The following is a 19,236-nucleotide window of genomic DNA, read 5'->3' as shown; positions in this document are numbered from 1 at the left end:
GACAATATTCATCTTTTGTCTCTTTAAGGAATGCTATAAGTGGAGAAAATTTTTATCAAAATATTTACCCATATATAGCAACGCCAGTAAAATATGAAAACGTTACGCTTCTTAATTTAATCCATTACAAAAGAACAATTAATAACAAAAGGATTAGTCAATTGTTAGCGCAAGCAAACAACATTATTGCTTTTTTGTACAGAACCTTGGACTAAGGTACAAAAAAGCAATTGATTAGTGATGTGTTAAATAAACGATTTATCTTAAAATAAACAACCACAAGTCATTAGAGGTATGTCATATTTAACACTATGAGTTATCCATAGTTTGTTCAAATTCCAGGGATTTAGAATGACAAGTATCAATAATACTAAAAAATTTAATTTATCGAGGTTTATTAAAAACCTAGCACAAAGTACTTTATTCTTATTATTTTTGACACAGGTAGTAGGGTGCTCATCTTTAAACGATGAGGCCGTTGTTGAAAAAGCTATAATAAGTGAATCCTCCTTAAAAGGCCCCTATGAAATAGCGGCTGAAGAAAATATCCCAAGCGTAATCAGCTATGAAGAGCCAGAAGATTCATTAAGATTTATCAATGAGCCCATTTTTAAATTTAATGATAAAGTATATCGCTACGTACTTAGCCCCTTCGCAGTAGGTTATCAAAAAGTTGTTCCTTTGCCTGTTGATCAAAGTATTCGAAACTTTTTTTACAATTTACGTGAACCGCTTTACGCGTTAAATCATTTATTTCAAGGAGAGCTTTCTAAATCGGGTAACAGTCTTGCTCGAGTGTTGGTAAATAGTACCATAGGTTTGTTTGGTTTATTTGACCCCGCCAACAGCATGATGGAACTGGAACGTGATAAAACGACTTTCGGAGAAACTCTTGCTTCTTATGGCGTCGGACATGGTGTTTATCTTGTTTTACCTTTACTTGGACCTTCAGACTTACGTGATACGGCATCATTATCGTTCAACTACCTAGCACACCCACTTAATTTCATTAATGATAAGAGGGCAGCTCAACAATTACTATTTGTTGATGGTATTCAAGCACAAACGCCTATTTTAGCTAAGTATCCACAGGTATTAACTGATGTTGAAAACCCTTACGAGTTTACGCGTAATTTATATATGCAAAGCATTCAACGAGATGGTCAAGAGCGTCGCAATGAAGTTTTTAAAACCGAAAAGCAAAAGCTACAATAACGCCTTTTTTAGTACTTCTAACCCAAAAGTGGAATAAATATGTTTAAAGCGAGTGCAACCTTTTGGGCTTATACCAGCTGTATTATTTTTTGCATACTCACGGCGACATTAGCCTGGCAAGCGAAAAATTTTGAGATTGATGCTTCAGCAGATACTTTGTTAGTCGATAACAATAAACATTACATTTTAACCCAGCTAGCTAGTCAACGTTATGGCTCTGAAGAATTTATACTGATTGCATTTAAACCGAGTAACAGCCAGTTATTTTCGACAACTAATCTTGATATCTTGTCGGAACTTGGCAGAAAAATAGAGAAAATAGCTCGTGTTAAACAAGTCAACAGTATTGTTAATGTGCCTATTTTTTCTTCTGCTAAAACAGTTTCTGCGGATGTTGAAGAGTTAACTTGGGAAAATAAAAAGTTTGATGAGCAAACGTTCTCACTAAGTTTAAAAAAACACCCTTTGTATGAGGGCTTGCTTATTAACAAAGGTCAAACGGCATTGTCGTTGCAAGTGGTTTTTAAGACAAATAAAAAAGTTGAACAGATAAATGACGATATTATTGACATTAAACGTCACTTATTAACCCGAGAACTCACCGATAAAGAACAAAATGCACTTGAGGCGCTAAAGCAACAACAGCAGAAACTTAATAAGCAACTCGAGCAAACGCGTATTGATGAAATTGAAAAAATTCGCGCGCTTCTATTACCCTATAAAAAAGACGGTGCCTTTTATTTAGGCGGTAATAATTTATTGTCATATGAGTTAATTCAAATTATCCAGAATGATTTAGTTCTTTTTGGTGCTTTAATTATTCTGGTGGTTATTGTGTTGTTGTGGTTTTTGTTTAGACAAGTAAGTTGGGTAGTTTTACCCATAGTTTGCTGTGCAACAAGTGTTGTTATGACGATAGGTTTACTCGCGGCACTGGATTTTAAAGTTACTGTTATTTCAGCGAATGTATTTGCCCTGCAAATTATTTTGTCTTTAGCGATGATAATTCACCTAATTGTACATTACCAAGAGTTGGTGTTAAAACACATCGATTGGGATCATCAAACACTTGTATTGGCAACCATTAAACAAAAAATAAAACCTTGTTTTTATGCAGGTTTAACGACCTCTATTGGTTTTGGCTCGCTTATCTTCAGTGGTGTTCAGCCAGTTATAAGTTTTGGTTGGATGATGGTTGTTGCTATGCTGGTTAGCTTCATTGTTAGTTTGGCTTTTTTCCCCGCATTACTGTTAGTCATTTTTAATAAACAAGGTTTTGTTAAGCAGCATCATCAGATTGAAAGGGGAATGACAGGCGCAGCAACTTTTGTTATTAATCAGCCAAAAAAGATTATTATTATATCTACTTTGATCACCCTTGTTGGTGCCTTGGGGTGCCTAAAGTTAACGGCAGAGAATAGTTTTTTAAATTACTTTAGTGAATCAACCAATGTTCGAAAAGAGCTGACCTTTATCGGTCAAGAGTTTGGTGGCTCGACGCCATTTGACCTGTTATTGAATATTCCAGATAAGCAAATAAAATCAGGATTAGTTATCTCAGCCAGTGCAGTGCAGACGGTAACAGATATTCAAAATATGTTAGCAAAAGAGCAAGCCATTGGTGCGATTACCTCAATTGCCGACTTCACTAAAATTGCTCAAGTGGTCTATGGTAAACCCCTGACAGAATATGAACTTACCGCACTCTACAAAAGTTTAGATGTTGAGTTACAGCAGAAACTTTTTGGCGCTTACTTTTCAGAAAAAAATAACCAAATACGAATTTCTATGCGGGTTCAAGACAGCACTAAAGATCTAAATAGAGCCGATTTGTTGGCACATATTCATAAAGAGTTATCTGCAATGGGCATTAAAGAGCAGCAGTATACATTAACTGGTTTGTTCATCCTTTATCAAGATGTACTGTCACGTTTGCTCGATTCGCAAGTGCTGACGATACTCATTGTTTATGGTGCGATGGCGATAACACTGATGATTATATTTTCATCGTTCAAAGTTGCCTGGATTGCTTTAGTGCCTAATTTTATTACTACCGTAGTGATTATGGGCGTCTTAGGGATATTTTCGATTCCGCTAGATTTAATGACTATTACTATAGCCGCCGTAGCTATGGGAATTTCAATGGACGATACTATTCATTATATACACCGCTATATAGAAGAAATGGAACTTGGCCAAGCAAATAGCGATGATTGGATTAAGCGGACAAATTTATCGATTGGTTATGCACTAATATATACGACTACCGTTATTGTTATCGGTTTTGGTACCTTAATATTTTCTAATTTTGTGCCAAGCATATTATTTGGTTTACTGACCAGTGTGGCGATGATAGTTGCTCTAGTTACCGACATCACAACATTACCGGTATTATTGAAAAAATATTTAACTAAAAATAACCTTAAACAAAGCTAATCTTTTAAAGATATTAATCGAGCTAATGAATCAGTTAAAAAATTTAAATATCAAAGCACACGTTAAGTGCTGATCGACTAATGCTAAAACTGATAAGGGTAAAGTTTAATTGTGGCGGTTTTTATTCTTTATAAATAGATATATATTTCAATAAGTAACTAGTTAAATGGGGTTGCAATTAACGGTCTTAATTTAGATGCTTGAATTAAAGCCCGTACAGACCCATATTTACTTTTTATATTAAACGAATTTTAAAATACTTTTTAGTGAGATTTACTATGACTGATTCACCTATTCAAATAGTTTGCGCAAGTTGCGGTACGAAAAATCGTCTAGCTAAGGCTAAGCTCAATGACCAGCCTCTATGCGGTAAGTGTGGTAAAGCTGTGCTTTCTATTAACCCTGTTGTTGGTAGCGATAAAAACTTTAACCGTTATATTACCGACAACGGTTTACCTGTTGTTGTCGACTTTTGGGCACCGTGGTGCGGGCCTTGTAAACAATTTGCACCCACTTTTGAACAGGTTGCTGCCGATATGTTTACACAAGCTTGTTTTGTGAAGTTAGACACTGAAAGCAATCAAAATACCGCAGGAGGACATAATATCCGTTCTATTCCTACTTTAATGATATTTCATCACGGCAGAGAAATTGCTCGAATGTCCGGCGCCTTACCCAAAGCACAGTTCAAACAATGGCTAACTGAAAATTTACCGATGACAAACACATTATAAGTGTCGTAAAGAACATTCTTTATAGGTGCTGTGGTTACTCACAAGGGACAAAGATTATCCTTGTGAGTAACAAGTTAAACGATTTTATCAGTTAACGTTATTCGTTTAATAGCGAGATAAAAAAGCTCATTTCTAAAGCTTTTTCTTTTAAACTTTTAAATCGTCCTGATGCACCGCCATGGCCAGCGTCCATATCTGTCTTAAACAACAACAAATTATCATCTGTTTTAAGCTCTCTCATTTTAGCTACCCACTTCATTGGTTCAAAGTACTGAACCTGTGAGTCATGTAATCCGGTGGTCACAAGTATATTTGGGTAGTGTTGAGCAGTGATATTATCCATTGGTGAATAAGATAAAATATCTTGGTAGGCTTGTGCTTCGTTTGGATCACCCCATTCGTCATATTCATTGGTGGTTAGCGGTATGCTTTCATCGAGCATTGTTGTTAACACATCTAAAAAGGGCACATGAGCGCCAATGCCTAAGTATAGTTCCGGTGCTTGATTGACCACAGCGCCCATTAATAAGCCGCCAGCGCTACCGCCAGAAGCAAATATTTTATCTTTAGCGCCATATCCTTGGGCAACTAATGCCTTAGTTACATCAATAAAGTCATTAAAGGTATTTTGTTTAAGCGCTTTTTTACCGGTTTCATACCACTGCCTGCCTAACATTTCTGAGCCACGAACATGGGCAATAACATAAACAAATCCTCTATCAAGTAAACTTAACGTTTGACTCGAAAAATCAGGATCTATGGTTAAGCCATAAGCACCGTAACCGTATTGAAGAAGTGGGTTGGTACCATCTTTTTTAAAACTATTGCGACGATAAACAATTGACACTGGTACTGCTGCACCATCACGTGCGTTAATAAATAGACGTTCTGCTTGATAATCGTCTTGGTTAAAGCCACCTAAGACTTGTTGCTGTTTCAGTAACTTTCGCTCACCTGTTGCTAAGTCAAATTCAAATAAAGAATCGGGTGTTGTTAAGCTAGAATAATATAATCTTGCGATGGTACTGTTTGGCTCCGGATTTTCGTCAAGACAAGCAAAATAACAGGGGTCATCAAAAGATAGTGGATAGTGATGACCGGCATTTTCTCCCTGAGTTGTGTGCACGATAAAACGAATTTGACCATTTTCTCTTTCGGTTATTACAATGAAACGGTGAAATAATTCAATGCCTTCAACCAGTACATTTTCTCTGTGGGGAATAATTTCTTGCCAGTTATTGATATCATCAATTTGTGCAGCCGTGGCTTTCATTAACCTGAAGTTTTTAGCTTGATAGTTAGTCACAATATAAAAAAATTCACCCATTTTATCGGCGTGATATTCATGTTGTTCTTGATAAGGTAATAATTCGGTAAACTGCCCATTGGGCTCATCGGCACTGAGTACTAAATAATGTGTAGATTCAGTGGCATGTAAACAAATATAAAGCTGAGAGTCATCTCTGCTCTTATCTAAGCTGATATAAAAACGGTGGTCGTCTTCTTGATAAACAAGCACATCATCAGCTTGTGGTGTTCCTAATGTATGGCGATATACTTGTGTGCCAAGCAAAGTTTCTAAATCTTTCTTTACATAGAAAAGGGTTTTATTGTCGTTCGACCAAACAACTTGTCCTTCAGTTTCAACAAGAATATCGGCTAAATAAGCATCTGGCCCATCAGATGTCTTAGTTAAATCTTTAAAATGAATGGTATAGATACGACGACTGTCGGTATCTTCAGATATTGACATGATTTGGTCATTTTGACTTATTGATAAGTCCCCTAAATCATAAAACTCATGATCTTGTGCGCGCTCATTAACATCTAATAAGAGTGTTTTATTTTCACCGGCAAAACTTGTTGCTCGGTAATAGTTGGAAAACTCTTGCTCGCCATTAATTTCGCTGTGATACCAATATTTTCCATCTTTTGCTGGAACAGTATTATCGTCCTTGACAATCCTGTCTTTAAGTTCATTAAAAAGTAGTGCTTGTAAAGGTTTTTGCTTGGCCAACATGGCATCAGCATAATTATTTTCATCATTAAGGTGTGCTAAAACTTTTTCATCACTGCGCAGGTCATCACGCATCCAATAATAATTATCGATGCGTTGGTGATTGTGTTTTTCCATCGTATGAGGAATTTTTGTAGCTATTGGTGCTATAATTTTTTTGTCTGACGCCGCTGATATAAATGATGATGTTGGCACTAAGTGCTCCTAGTTAAATAATAAATGAAATGATAATAATTTAAGAAAAAGCGCGATAAAAGTCTATCGAGCTTTTTTAGATTAAGTGAACGCTTGTAAAGAGACTATGCAGAGCTCGCTATGTTTTTATTTTAATGATCAGGTTATCTTCGATAAACTTTAATTGCTCAAGTAATATCTCTTGTGAATCACCTGACATAAATACATGGCCAACCTCGCTGCTGGTACTGTCGTGTGCGTAAACTTCATCTCCAGCTGCAATATTAAGTTTAAATTGGTCTATTTCTTTGAGTGCTTTGCATTGCTCGATACCGGAAATCTCATCAATAGTTCCTGGACCAGGATGGATCATGAGTACGCAAGCAAATTTATTAGCTTTGACAGGTAACGGGGTTGGGGTCGCTCCAGTTTCTAACTCTACATAGGTTTTCCATGGGTTGAAACCATAGGAATATTGAATGAGTTCCATATAGTATCCACCTGGTGGGCGAACGGCCATTTCGCCAAATACTGGCCCCGCCTTAGTCAGATAGAATTCAGCATGAGTCATACCATTTTTAACGCCAAATCCTTTGATGACTTGATCATTTATCGCGATGATTTTTTCTTGCAATGCGAGGGTTAAATTTGCCGGTAATATTGATTTTTTCCATTGGTGAAGATAGTCGGTTATATTATGAAAAATAGGCACGCCATTATGGATCAACGTTTCTACGCTAACTTCACTTCCTTCAACAAAAGCTTCAGCCAGTAGGCCGGGCTTTGAATGCAATGCTACTTCCGCTAAGCTTTTTAGCACCATGACACCTCTTGCACCCGATTCTGCTACAGGTTTAACAACAAGTGGCAGGCCTAACTTATCAACTAATTCTTGTGGCGTATCGTTGTCATTGATGAGATGGAATTTTGTAATAGGAATGTTGTGCTCTAAAGCTTTGAGCTTCATCTCGTTTTTATTATGTAAGATACGGGTAATGTTAAGTGGCGTGCCTGTCAGTTTGAATTCTTGACGAACCATAGCAGCAATATCGACACTTGATTCAGTGGCTGCGATAACATATTCAATGTTAAATTCACGAATTGCTGCTATTTCAGCTTTTAAAAGCATTTTTTCTGCGCTTTCAAATGATGTTTCAATACAGCCCGACAATTTTTCTTTTCGACTTTCGTGAAGGGGACCATCACTCCAGAGAAAAACGTTATGACCCAGCTTTAATGCGGCTCGATAACATCGACCTCTTCTACCCACGATTAATACATTCGCCACTCAATACCTCTGATAATTTCTAAATCACATATTTATCTGCTGAGTCTAGTGAATATATATAAATTAATATATAAGAATATTTAGATAATTTAGCGCAGTAGAAGAGGGGGGATGAAAATTTCAAACAGTCTAAAATTTGGATCGTCGTTGTATTGTTAAGTAGGGTCAGGCAGCGAGGTAGATACTGCTTTGCTGACCCATATTTAATATGCCTTGGAGAAGGCATATTAGCTTATTATTTTTTATTGATAAGGCTTAACGGTAAAACGCTTCAACTGTGCCTTTAGCCGTCATTAAAAGTGGCTGACCACGACGGTCTAACGCTTTGTTCATGGTGACTTTTACCCAACCTTCGCTGATGCAATACTCTTCAACATCGAAACGTTCTTTGCCATTAAGTCGAATACCTATCTCGTGTTGAAAAATTTCTTCTACATGATGTGGGCTGCGGGGATTACCTGATAGGCGATCGGGTAAAGCGGGTAGCGATGTAGTATCGTTCATGTTTGTGACCTATGATAAAAAAATTGCGCTATTGTAGGCAATATATAGATAGCGCTCAAGCGCTGTTGTGATAAATTTTTAGCCTTTGTTTAAAAGTCTAAATAAACCTCAGGTTTATAACGCCGGTAAGCGGGATAATCTTCGATACTTAAAGCCGTTATCGAGTAGAAAAACTAAAGGCTATCCAAGTCAATCTACTCATCGTTGCAATACTGTTATTAGAAGCGCCAATCTTTGATGATTGGATTCCTACTCCCATCGACAAACCATAATGCTGCAACTAAACCCTCGGTATCATTAGTGACGGTAATTACAGTTTCAAAAACCGCTTCATTCAATGATGTTCTTAGTAAGCAGCTATCATAATTAATGTTATAGCTGCCATCGCTATTTTCTTGATAATCACTGCACAGTGATAAATAGGCAGCTTGATCATCATCATCAGATCTGATTATTTTTAAATTAAATGAACGCTCACTATTTAATGAAAATCCATCGGGTACTGATATATCACCGCTGGTTTGTGCACTACTTTCTAACACGGCTCTTGCCTCTAGGGGACTAGTTTCTGCTAAGATAAACTCAGTTACCACAGGTTGGGTTACAATCGGGTCGGGCAAAATAATCTCTGGTTGTTGTTCTTCTACTACCGGTTGTGGCGTTACTGATACTGTTTCTCCGGCCGAACCACCGCCGCCACATGCCGTTAATAAAGCACTTAATAGAACACTAATATATAGCTTATTCATATGTCACTCCTTTAATCTAAAAATGTATTTTTTATATTGGCATTATTTTCTATAAACCAGTCATCATCAATACGACCTTCATTGATAATAAAGCTAGAAAACAAGGGGTAAGCGTAAATTACATCCATGTATTCCAGAGGGTATTGCCATTGTGTACCAACATTGATCGCCCAAGGCATACCATTCTCATTAACAAAGTAACGCTCATTATCAGGTTCGCTCTTATCTTCACCTCTGTTAAAAAAGTCTGTTCTAAAAGCTTCGGTAGGGGCTTTATTGGGCAAATGTATTTCGTATGCTCTACCAGGAGCCTGTCCGAATACATAACCATGTTCATAGCTTTCAGTAGCGAATAAAAATGGGTCATAAGGGAACGCAGGCATTTCTTCAATAGGAATTGCACGGGTCATTGGCAGTGTCATTGAAAAATGCATTTGAATTTTAGAACCACAACCCGGTTCACTTCGGTAATACTTACAGTTTTCACCGGCACTTACATAGTCCCATACGTCGTTGGTAATTATTGCGATGGCTTTATCACGCCCCTGCTCTAAAGGTGATGTGAGCTGAGGCACGTTGTTAATGGTATAGCGGATATCATCTTCGTTAATCGTTTCTCTGCTAATACCAGGTAATTGGAAAGCAAATCCGTTGTGATAAGACCCGCCAACAGCGGCAATTTGCCCTTCAAGTTTCACTCGAATAACTTCACCATCAAGTATATATTCACTAATACGATAGTTCATCACTAAGTCATTGAAGTCATAATCGCCTACTATTGGCCAATTATCTTCAAAGGCAATAGTAGCCCAGCCAGAAGCACTTGGGTAATACTCTATGCTAACGTTAGCTTCTGTTATATCCACAAGATAATCTTCAACTTCACCATCACTAACACCACCCGTTGGACCTAAGTCAGCAGTGCTACTTATTCTAAAACGTGCCCAAGTACTGTTCGCTTCAGCCCATGTCGGCACTTCATATGAAATAATATTACTACCTGCAATAACAGGTAACGCATCAATTATTTTCTCATCGGTTCCAAAAACACCGTTACCATCAAAATCTATCCATGCATTTACAAAGGCTGAAGATGAAGCAACAAGTTGTAGGACTGCTAGGTTACCGACTTCTATACCTGTGACAAAAGCAACACCATCATCATCATTATTACCGTCTGTTTCGTCATCACTTAGTGGAAATTGAAAGCTATCAAATTCAGCATCAACGCTAATACCCATAAAGATAGAATTATTTTCAGTACTATGACGAGCCCCATTATCTTCAGCAGAGCTACCGTAAGATGCAGGCGCATCACCAAAGTCAATGCTCGTTTTTTCTGTAGAAATAACAGGGGCTAGGGCACAGCGTGCACCATCATTATTACTCGAACTGGGTCCATAAGCATATAAAACAGCAAGTGAGTTTGCTTCTTTAGTATCTATTTTAAAGACTTTACCGTCGTTGTTGCGACTAATATAAAGGTTTTCATCGACATCAAAGTAAATAGCGCCAAATGTACCTGATTCACCAACATTATTAATTAATTCTGAACTGCCATTATTTACATCAATACGATGAAGGTTACCGATATTATCAACACTATAGGCGAAACCATTAAAGGGATGAAAGGCCATATCAAAGATACGTAAATTTAAACTACTGCCATCAATAATACGTTCTGCAACTAAATAATTATCGGCAGTTGAATCTAATGGGATAGCGTATAAACCATTGGTGTTACCAGGGCGGTATAAATAATAGACATTGCTATCAAGGGCAATATCGCCAACATAGAATGATATTTCGGGTAAACCAGTTGTCGGTAATGGGGTTACTTGATAATTATTATTAATACGGACAGGTCCAGCAAACTCCGTGCTCCAAGCATAAAGATATTGGTCATGAAAATTAAAGCCCATCGCATTAAGTTTATTTGTTGTGCCCATAGTATTTGATAGTTGTTGATACTGACCGGTAGCCAATTGCACACCAAATAAAGTTGCTGAGGTATCTTGTATTAAAAAGGCATCGGTTGGACAAGCAGCAAACGGTTGCCCAAAAATGGCTTGGTTTACCGATAAAGCTACGCCATTTATGCACGCCTCTTTCCCGATGATGCTATCTGCACCAAACTCAATAAAATTAGTGGCTGAAAAAGCACCGCCACAATCATCACCTATACCTGCTATCACAGCATTAGCACCTGTTTGAACAAAGCCTTTTGCAAATATGTAACCTCGAGCTTCTGCACCTGCGCCAAGTTGTGTGTAGCCAGCTGAGCCTGTTTTGTCGCCAAGTACATTCCAGATAATAGTGCTGTTATCTGTTACATCTTTTAGTATTATCTTTGAATCTGCAGCTAAGCTTAGGTAATTAGCAATGTTGAAAATCCATACACCGTCAACACCTTTGCCATCTAGGGTTAGTGTCTTACCGATAGCTATCGATAAATAATCTATGGTACTGTAAATACCCGCTTCGAGTGTTTCATCATTAGTACCAAAAGACGTCGATATAAGTTCTGTTCCAGTACCTAAATCTTTCAACGTTACTTGTAATCTTGTAATTAAATCTTCTTGATTTGTTACTAAGTTAGGGATGGGAGATGCCAGCAAAGAATTTGCCGTAAGAATACCGTCTATTTGGACCCCTGCGCCTATGGTTGTGGTTGTACCTGCATCTATGTTGCCATGAAACACTGAACCGGCACCTATAGTTACTGTTGTGCCTGCAAAAACATCACCAGATACTTCTACTGTTGCATCTATTGTTACTGTAGTTCCTGCTATTAGAGCGCCAGCAATGATCGCACTCGCACCAACAGTGGCTGTGGTTCCGGCTTCAATATCGCCATTAACAAGAGACGCCACACCAAGTGTTGCTGTAGTTCCTGCTTGGATATAGCCGACAACAGCTGCGTCTGCGCCAAGGGTTGTTGAGGCTCCAGATTCAACATTACCACCTACAATCGCATTTGCAGCAAGTGTTATGGCTGTAGCACTTTGAACATTACCGCCAACAATTGTTCGCGCGCCCATCGTTATATAACTACTGGCATAAAGTGATTGGTTATTTAGCGCTGAATCTAATACAGTTTCATTACTGGCCTGTGCAGTAGATAGGGTAAAAAACAGACAAGTGGATATGATCAAACTCGCTTGTTTTGCTACACGTCTATAATGTATAGCGCTATTAACTATAATATTATTTATTAATACGCTAACATCAATTTTAGCCAAATTGTGATCCCAAATATAAGCATTATTCCTTTTCATCTTACTACCCTCAATTGTATGTAAAATTTTATTTGTTACTTAAGATAGGTATTGCAAGTAATGAACCAATATAGCGACAATTGATAAGTTGCTGATATCGTTAGTTATTATTGTTTTTGTGTTGGTTTTTCTATTTTTGTTTTGCGAAAATTATCATTTTGCAAAATAGAATAAAGTAAGGTTACTATTTTATTAATGGGGACTGATAAAGGATCAAGCCGCTGCTCTATTGAGATGCGGCTTTGGCGTTCATCTGGTTAACCGTTATAACTGTTTATATTGAAAACCATTGACTAACCATTGTTCTGTTTGCTTTATCCATGACAATCCATAAAGTCCCACTAAGTGTTTAGGTTTTAGTTTACAACGAGGGTCTGATAATAATGTCCTCGCCTGGGTAAAATGGCCGTCACCAATATTGAGTTTTGCCAAGTGACATAAATGTGTTGCACTATATTTAAGCATATTGGCTGAGCTTTTATTACCTTTAAACCGAGATGCTTGCTCTGTTATCCGAATACTAAAGCCACACTCTGTGGAAGGAATATTATTTTTACTCGCTTGGTTTTGTGCATCTTTATGATAAAGAGAATGAATATTCGGTGAATAAGCTATATCTGTATTTAACGCAACCCGACAGAATAAATCTTGATCCTCACCTATAGGTTCATTCAGAGGAAAACCACCAATGTCGTTAAATAATGACCGTTGAATGACCATAGAAGACATAGTGAAAGGTAGGTCTCCTTGTGAAGCGATATCAAAATAATCAGCTAATATCACGCCCTCTGGGTCGATGTTTTTTAGTTTTATTTTTGCATCGATATAGTTATGCTCAGATTCGACAATTTGGTAGCGTGTTCCAAAAAACTTTGCTTGCGGGAATCTAACAATTAAGCGAGCTATCTCATCTAAAAATAAGGGTAACCATTGGTCGTCCGCATCTAAAAATGCAATGTATTCATGGCTTGCTAACGCAACACCATTATTACGAGCGGCAGACACTCCCTGATTTTGTTGTTGGATGAGTTTTACATTTTCCATATTGGCATTTTTTACAATTAAGGCGCCATCATCGGTAGAGCCATCATCAATAACAATAATTTCAGCAGCGGGGTATTTCTGCCATGCGACACTGTTAAGTGTTCTTAAAATATGTTCGGCTTTGTTAAACAGCGGAATAATTACAGTAAATTTTATATTTTTCATTTTGATCACTCCAGTTAGATAAAGAATTCTTTAAAGCGCTATCAACTGATAACGTTGGCGGTATAAAATTTGTTGATAACCCCTTTACGATTTGGTTAACAATCGATTTAATATTGAGATTAAATAAATCTATTTGATAGTCTTGTGCTAGGCCAATCTCTTCACACCAACCTTTACATTTACTGTGATAATTAACTGACAGCACGGGTGTGTTAGCTAAATAACCTAAAATAGAACCATGTAAACGCATACTAACAATAGCTTTGTAAGTGCCCAGTTTTTCGAGTAATTTAATGGGATCTGCTTGGTATTTTTCTATCGTTACGGGCACCGTTTTGTTTAAACGAGCAATAATATTATTGTTGATTTTCCAATCGCCTAATGAGCTATGTCCGTTAAACTCAATTAAGGTAATAGGTTCACCTGTTTGGGCGTATATCTGTGTTATTAACTGAGTAAACTGGTGAAACCTTTGCTGTTCAGCACCTTTATTTGTTTTGCCCATCGCATTAATAGCAACAGAGCATAGTGACAGTGCAATGCCTTTACGTTCGACTTTTTCAGGTTTATATTTATCTGAACACAACAGTAATGGTGCCAAATCAAAGGTTTTATTAACGTTAGCATTAGGGGCGATACTTTGAGCAATGTCTAAACTTTCACTATCTCTGACGCCAATATAACCACATTCATTTAAAAATTTTGCGCAAGCTTTTTCTGCGGCAGTTGAATTGAACGGGCCAATTCCAACCCCTACTGCTAAGCTATTTTTAGGGCTTGATAAAGACATTAATTGTCTTTTAAGGTTTATATCTGTTTCACTATGTAAAACCGAGCCACCACCAAAAATAATACGTTTACTTTGAAGTGCAGCTTTATAATGCAATAACCTATTTTGCCCCGGAAATTGCTGGTTAAACTTGAGCGGTAGTTGATGATCCGTTTGTGTTTCTCTGCGGTAATCGCCGTACAAACCGACTAAGGTATTTTCACAACCAATAATGTGTTGAGCCGCCCAGGCCGATGCATACATCAGCGCATCATCGCCGCTATTTTGCATGCCGTAATAGCCTACTAAATAAGCATCGTATTTCTTAAACATGTCTTTCTCCTGATTTTAGTGGATTAAGGGCAATGCCTATCCATAAAAGTGCTGGCCAATAAATAAAACTTAGTATTTCTAGATTTTCAAAAAATGAGTAACAGATAAAAACGATTGCCATCAGCGCCGCGGTATAACAAATCTCGCTTTTAAGGCTATGCCAAAATAAATAGATACAGGTAAACGTTAAAGGTATAGCTAATGCTAAAAGTCCTACTATGCCTTTGACAAATAACAGTCCATACCAGCTGTGGTGTGAACCTATAGGCATTCCTTCAACGATTTTCGGTCCTTTCTCTACAATGCCATGTCCCCAAATTGGAGCTTCTGACTCCCAACGTTGCAACGCGAGTACTTCTAGCGTATTACGTACTCGTGTTGAATCAGGGCGCGAAGCTTTAATGTCTTCGTAACTGTTAGTGATAAAATTAAATAACGGCTCGCCTAATAATAAAATGGCTGGAATGAACAAGCCAAAAAGTATAATAAGCAGTGGATTTTTAAAATGTTTACTGAAAAAGCATAGTGGCGCTAAAGCGATATAAATAACCCAACCAGCACGTGATTGTGAGAGTAAACACATGATGAAACTGCCGGCTAAACCAGAGTTTCTCCAAAAAGGTTCTTTTTCTTGGCTAGTAAAAATTAAAAATATACATGCCATAAATCCTGCTGCAGGTGCCCAAGGAGTAAAAAACCTCCAACGGCCACCACCAGTTTCAGGGTTTAAACCAAATAAACTTACCGCAAAGAAGCTTTCACCGGGTCCGCCAATCACTTGTAGCGGTGATATAAATAAATCACCAGGGGCACCAACCATATAAAGAACAACAGTCACACCGGCAAAAACTAACGAATGAAATGAAACAACGCATACGGCTCTAACCACTAATTGCGGTTTAATATCAACAAAGGCACCAATAAATAAAAATAGCGGCATCAGTGCCCATCCTTTTGCCCAACCAATCGAAGACTTAATGGTTTTTGCTAGTCCTAAGTCCCAATTTGAATGACCAATGAGTAGCGCGACTAACATAAAAAAGCCACCGAGGATCCATAACCAAACAATGGCAGGTATCACTGCATTTTTGTCTTTACCGTTTACATACCAACGTAATAAAACCACAATAAAGATCATCCAACCTATCACTGAGCCCATAACATAAAGACCACCGAATGCGAAGAATGGATAGGTAAGTGTTAACCCGAACCAAACTAGCTTTTCTTCAGTAGAACTTGCAGTGGGGTGCTGTGAAGCCATAAGTTAATTTGTCCAAATGGATGAATAAAGGCTTAATATAAAAGTATTATTATCTTTAGCCGGTATTGTATTAATCATTAATAAATTGTTGCTAACCTACTCACTGCTAAAACTGTGCCAATGCTGTTAATTTATTTTAAGCTACTGATTCTGATGTTTTTATTTGTTGTTTTTGAAGTAGGGGATTATCTTTGAGTTGCAAAATAAAAATAGGATTTTCATTTTGCAATTAATTATATTTTTTATAAAAGACCATTATTATTTACATATTTAACCTACGTAATACGGGGAATAGAGTTGATAAAATAAGGAGAAGTCTAAGACAAGGCTAAAGTTAACCCTCTATCAAGGCTATTAAGCATTGATAGGGTTAACTTCTATTAGCCAAATTAGTTTTTCTTGAGTAAAACTTGAATTAACTTGTTGCGTTGTGATAAAACGAATAAGCCAAAGGTAATGAATAAAAACCCAGCTACAGCACCAACAAAGGCAATGATATTTTTAGGACTACCTTGTTTCATTGGGTAAGAAGGGGTTGTCAGCATTTGTAATACCGGATACGAGGCAAAAATATCTGCTTTACTCGCTTCTAATCTTGCTGCTGCTGAGGTAAAAATAGCTTCTGCCATGTTAAATTCTCTTTGTAACCGCTCTAATTCCACTATTTCTCTAGAGTAGACCTTTAATTGGTCACCAAGATGTTCAACAGATCGTCCTAAATCAGCAAACATTGAATCTTGGCCTTTTTGTTTTGCATAAGCGGCAATTAAGTCAGCGAATAACTCAGCCCGTTTTGGGTTCAAATCCAAATTTAAGGAATTGAATATCTCACTTGAATTAACACCGTACATTTCGCTGCTTCTCTGGTTTATCGCAATTCGGGTAAAGTTTAATCTTTTTTGTTGTGCTTTCACTTTTGGGTGATTAACCCCCCATCGAGAGCTGTATTCGGTGAGTTGAGTAATACTTTCCTTTAATTCGGTAATATAAGCTCTAAATTCAACGTCTGATTGCAGGGCGAATGCTTGTCCTGCTAATTTGGGTGAAACCCCAAGCTCTTCGCTTAATTGATAAATATATTCTTGTAATTGCCTTGTTTCAGCTTTGACATAAAGTCGTTTTTCTTTAACACCAGATAAGGTTTTAACCAATTGGTTCATTTGATCGGTTGAAACCACAATGGATCGCTGTTGAAAATCAACAATAGCATTACGGGTTATATTCATTCTTTCCCGGTACTGGTCAAGAACATGGTTAATACTCCGGTCTCGTCGTAACACTTCATCGGCGCGAAGATTACTCAACTCGTCTTGTAAAGATTCATAGATGGCAAAGGTTTTTTCTTGTGCTAATTTTGAGCTACCAGCACTCATCGCCAATGAAATAATAGAGGTTTGCTCGGTGAGCTTAATTCTTGGTTGACCAAGTTCATCAAGCGAAATATTTAGTTTCTTAGCAGCACGCCCCCTAACACCTCGGCTTGATAGCATCTCTTTATAATTAACACGTGGGTTAAAGCCACCACCAGAAAAAGGGGTATTTGTTTGTGAAACGACTTGGCCGACATTATCCAGTGATACACTGTTACTGCTACCGGTTCCAGGTAAGACCATTTCCATATCACTGGTAAATGACGGAGCCTTATTCAAATAAAGCATAATAATCAGTGCAACAACTAAATAACAAGCTAAACCAACCACTAAATAAGGGCGTTTTAACACTGAGTATGTTCTTGCTCTGAATAGGCCAAATGACGTTAACGTTACAATAGGATATTTCATAATTCACTTATAACAATTTAATAGGAAGCAGGATGTCGACAACTGTCTTGGCGATATCACGAAAGTTAGTAATATCTGAGTCGTAACAGGCAACAGCATCATTAGGCATTAAGTAAGGGTTAATATTGCCTTGATTCGGTGTCGTCATTAACGCTTCTACCGAGCGCTCAATAACTTGTGTTTCACCGGTAATTGGATTTTTACTCGCAAGAACTACTCGACGTGGCGCATTGGTCCAATCTTTACCACCGACACAATTAGCAGAAACCGCCGCTTGTAATAAGCGTGTACCATAAGGCAGGCTAGTTGAATATCGCCCCACGGCTGCACTCGCATTATCTCCGGCTGAATCAATGAGATTAGACATAAAAACACGAAATCCCTTAGGCGTAATTAAACTAGGTCTAACTAAGTGTCCTTGAAAACAACCGGTACTGGGTACGATAACGCGGTCACCTGCCACTAATGGATAATCCTTAACTAATTCTCCAGAGAGCATTCCTGTCATATCTATTTGAACCTGCCAGCCTTTACGGAGTAAAATTATTTGATCTAATTTTGCATCAGGTCGAATACCTGAAGCTGCTCTGATCGCTTCAGACAATAATCGCGTTGTTGAATAATCACCAAATGCATCTAAATGTTCTGCATTTTGAATACCATTTGGTTTCTTATTAATTAATACCGTACCAGGCTGAAAAACCGCACCGGCAACAGACACCTCAATTGATGACCAATTTAATACGTGTATGGTCACGCTAGCACTGGCGGGTTGAAATATTTCTGCTCTAATTAAGGCTAATTCAATTTTGGTTTCTAACTTATTGGTTGTCGCACCACCTGCTGAAATAACACCTATAATAGGTAGTTTTACATATCCCGCGTTATCAACAATATAACGACCATTAAAACCTTCACCATCTTCAATAAGTACTTCAACTAAATCCCCGGGACTTAATAATAAACCTTGCGCAAGAATAGGGTCATTCTCTGCTGAAGCTTTCATGTTTGATGAATGTAAATTTAATGGTTTGTCTGTTCTATAATTTAGGGCTGCGCCCATATCTTGAAACTGACTGCAATTTAATCCATCTGAAAATAGCGTTTTAGGTGCTTGCTCATGAATAAAGTCATCACCATTGTCAGCTGGCGTGCCATAAAATCTAAGTGCAGACTTATCAATATCTACTGATGAGTGTTTAGCACACCCCTGTAAAACTAAAATTCCAATGAGCGCGATAAGCGCTGGCATTATTTTGTAACTTTTAGCTGGGTGAAACGACATTGAATTCTCCATAACGATTTAAACTCTCTACACCGTTACTGCACTTAACGTACCAACTGATAATCTTTATTTTACTCGTTGTATTTTATGGTTTTTTTTGGTTTTTGCTAGAAAGGTAAAAAGATGGTTTTGCAATTTGCAATGGGCTATATCTATTTTGCAAAAGCCTTTTTATCCAAATATATGGATACTTTGTTGATAAA

Annotated in this window: 13 protein-coding genes; 3 read left to right on the top strand and 10 right to left on the bottom strand. The window is 37.6% G+C overall.

The genetic code is table 11. The features are described from left to right. Positions 1-351: 351 nt before the first annotated feature. The 3 genes from H4J76_RS18510 to trxC all read left to right on the top strand — a co-directional run bounded on the left by H4J76_RS18510 (position 352) and on the right by trxC (position 4,385). Positions 352-1,215: a VacJ family lipoprotein gene (locus H4J76_RS18510; RefSeq protein ID WP_182218369.1), complete on the top strand. Its 864-nt coding sequence runs from the start codon at positions 352-354 to the stop codon at positions 1,213-1,215. 39 nt (positions 1,216-1,254) lie between these two features. Then, positions 1,255-3,651, top strand: coding sequence for an RND family transporter (locus H4J76_RS18505; protein WP_182231068.1), 2,397 nt, complete (start codon positions 1,255-1,257; stop codon positions 3,649-3,651). Between the two features lie 278 nt (positions 3,652-3,929). Then, on the top strand, positions 3,930-4,385 hold the full coding sequence (gene trxC, locus H4J76_RS18500) for a thioredoxin TrxC (protein ID WP_182218365.1): 456 nt from the start codon (positions 3,930-3,932) through the stop codon (positions 4,383-4,385). A 97-nt stretch (positions 4,386-4,482) separates the two neighbouring features. On the opposite strand, the gene H4J76_RS18495 is transcribed toward trxC, so the two are convergent. The 10 genes from H4J76_RS18495 to H4J76_RS18450 form a co-directional block, all read right to left on the bottom strand. Next, on the bottom strand, positions 4,483-6,597 hold the full coding sequence (locus tag H4J76_RS18495) for a S9 family peptidase (protein WP_182231067.1): 2,115 nt from the start codon (positions 6,595-6,597) through the stop codon (positions 4,483-4,485). Positions 6,598-6,715: 118 nt separating this feature from the next. Further along, positions 6,716-7,864: an ATP-grasp domain-containing protein gene (locus tag H4J76_RS18490; RefSeq protein WP_182218483.1), complete on the bottom strand. Its 1,149-nt coding sequence runs from the start codon at positions 7,862-7,864 to the stop codon at positions 6,716-6,718. Between the two features lie 255 nt (positions 7,865-8,119). After that, positions 8,120-8,368, bottom strand: a complete 249-nt coding sequence (locus H4J76_RS18485) for a DUF3297 family protein (RefSeq protein ID WP_182173540.1) — start codon at positions 8,366-8,368, stop codon at positions 8,120-8,122. 218 nt (positions 8,369-8,586) lie between these two features. Then, a complete protein-coding gene (locus H4J76_RS18480; RefSeq protein WP_182218485.1) occupies positions 8,587-9,117 on the bottom strand; it encodes a hypothetical protein in 531 nt (176 codons plus the stop codon). Positions 9,118-9,128: 11 nt separating this feature from the next. Then, the gene (locus H4J76_RS18475) at positions 9,129-12,395 is read right to left on the bottom strand and encodes an LruC domain-containing protein (protein WP_182218487.1); all 3,267 of its coding nucleotides are present in this window, start codon (positions 12,393-12,395) and stop codon (positions 9,129-9,131) included. Between the two features lie 264 nt (positions 12,396-12,659). Continuing rightward, positions 12,660-13,604: a glycosyltransferase family A protein gene (locus H4J76_RS18470; protein WP_182218489.1), complete on the bottom strand. Its 945-nt coding sequence runs from the start codon at positions 13,602-13,604 to the stop codon at positions 12,660-12,662. After that, positions 13,564-14,706 (bottom strand): polysaccharide pyruvyl transferase family protein, encoded by a 1,143-nt coding sequence (locus H4J76_RS18465; protein WP_182218490.1) that lies wholly within the window; start codon positions 14,704-14,706, stop codon positions 13,564-13,566. The genes H4J76_RS18470 and H4J76_RS18465 overlap by 41 nt, the downstream gene beginning before the upstream one ends. After that, the gene (locus H4J76_RS18460; RefSeq protein WP_182218492.1) at positions 14,699-15,967 is read right to left on the bottom strand and encodes an O-antigen ligase; all 1,269 of its coding nucleotides are present in this window, start codon (positions 15,965-15,967) and stop codon (positions 14,699-14,701) included. Before H4J76_RS18460 ends, H4J76_RS18465 begins: the two co-directional genes overlap by 8 nt. Positions 15,968-16,356: 389 nt before the next feature. Further along, positions 16,357-17,748 (bottom strand): hypothetical protein, encoded by a 1,392-nt coding sequence (locus H4J76_RS18455; RefSeq protein ID WP_182218493.1) that lies wholly within the window; start codon positions 17,746-17,748, stop codon positions 16,357-16,359. 7 nt (positions 17,749-17,755) lie between these two features. After that, complete coding sequence (locus H4J76_RS18450) at positions 17,756-19,033, bottom strand: polysaccharide biosynthesis/export family protein (protein WP_182218495.1); 1,278 nt, start codon at positions 19,031-19,033, stop codon at positions 17,756-17,758. Positions 19,034-19,236 lie beyond the last annotated feature (203 nt).

The sequence above is a fragment of the Colwellia sp. BRX9-1 genome (assembly GCF_014077195.1).
GTDB lineage: Bacteria > Pseudomonadota > Gammaproteobacteria > Enterobacterales > Alteromonadaceae > Colwellia_A.
Note: the sequence above shows the minus strand (reverse complement) of the source record. Positions and strands in the feature narration are given on the sequence as shown.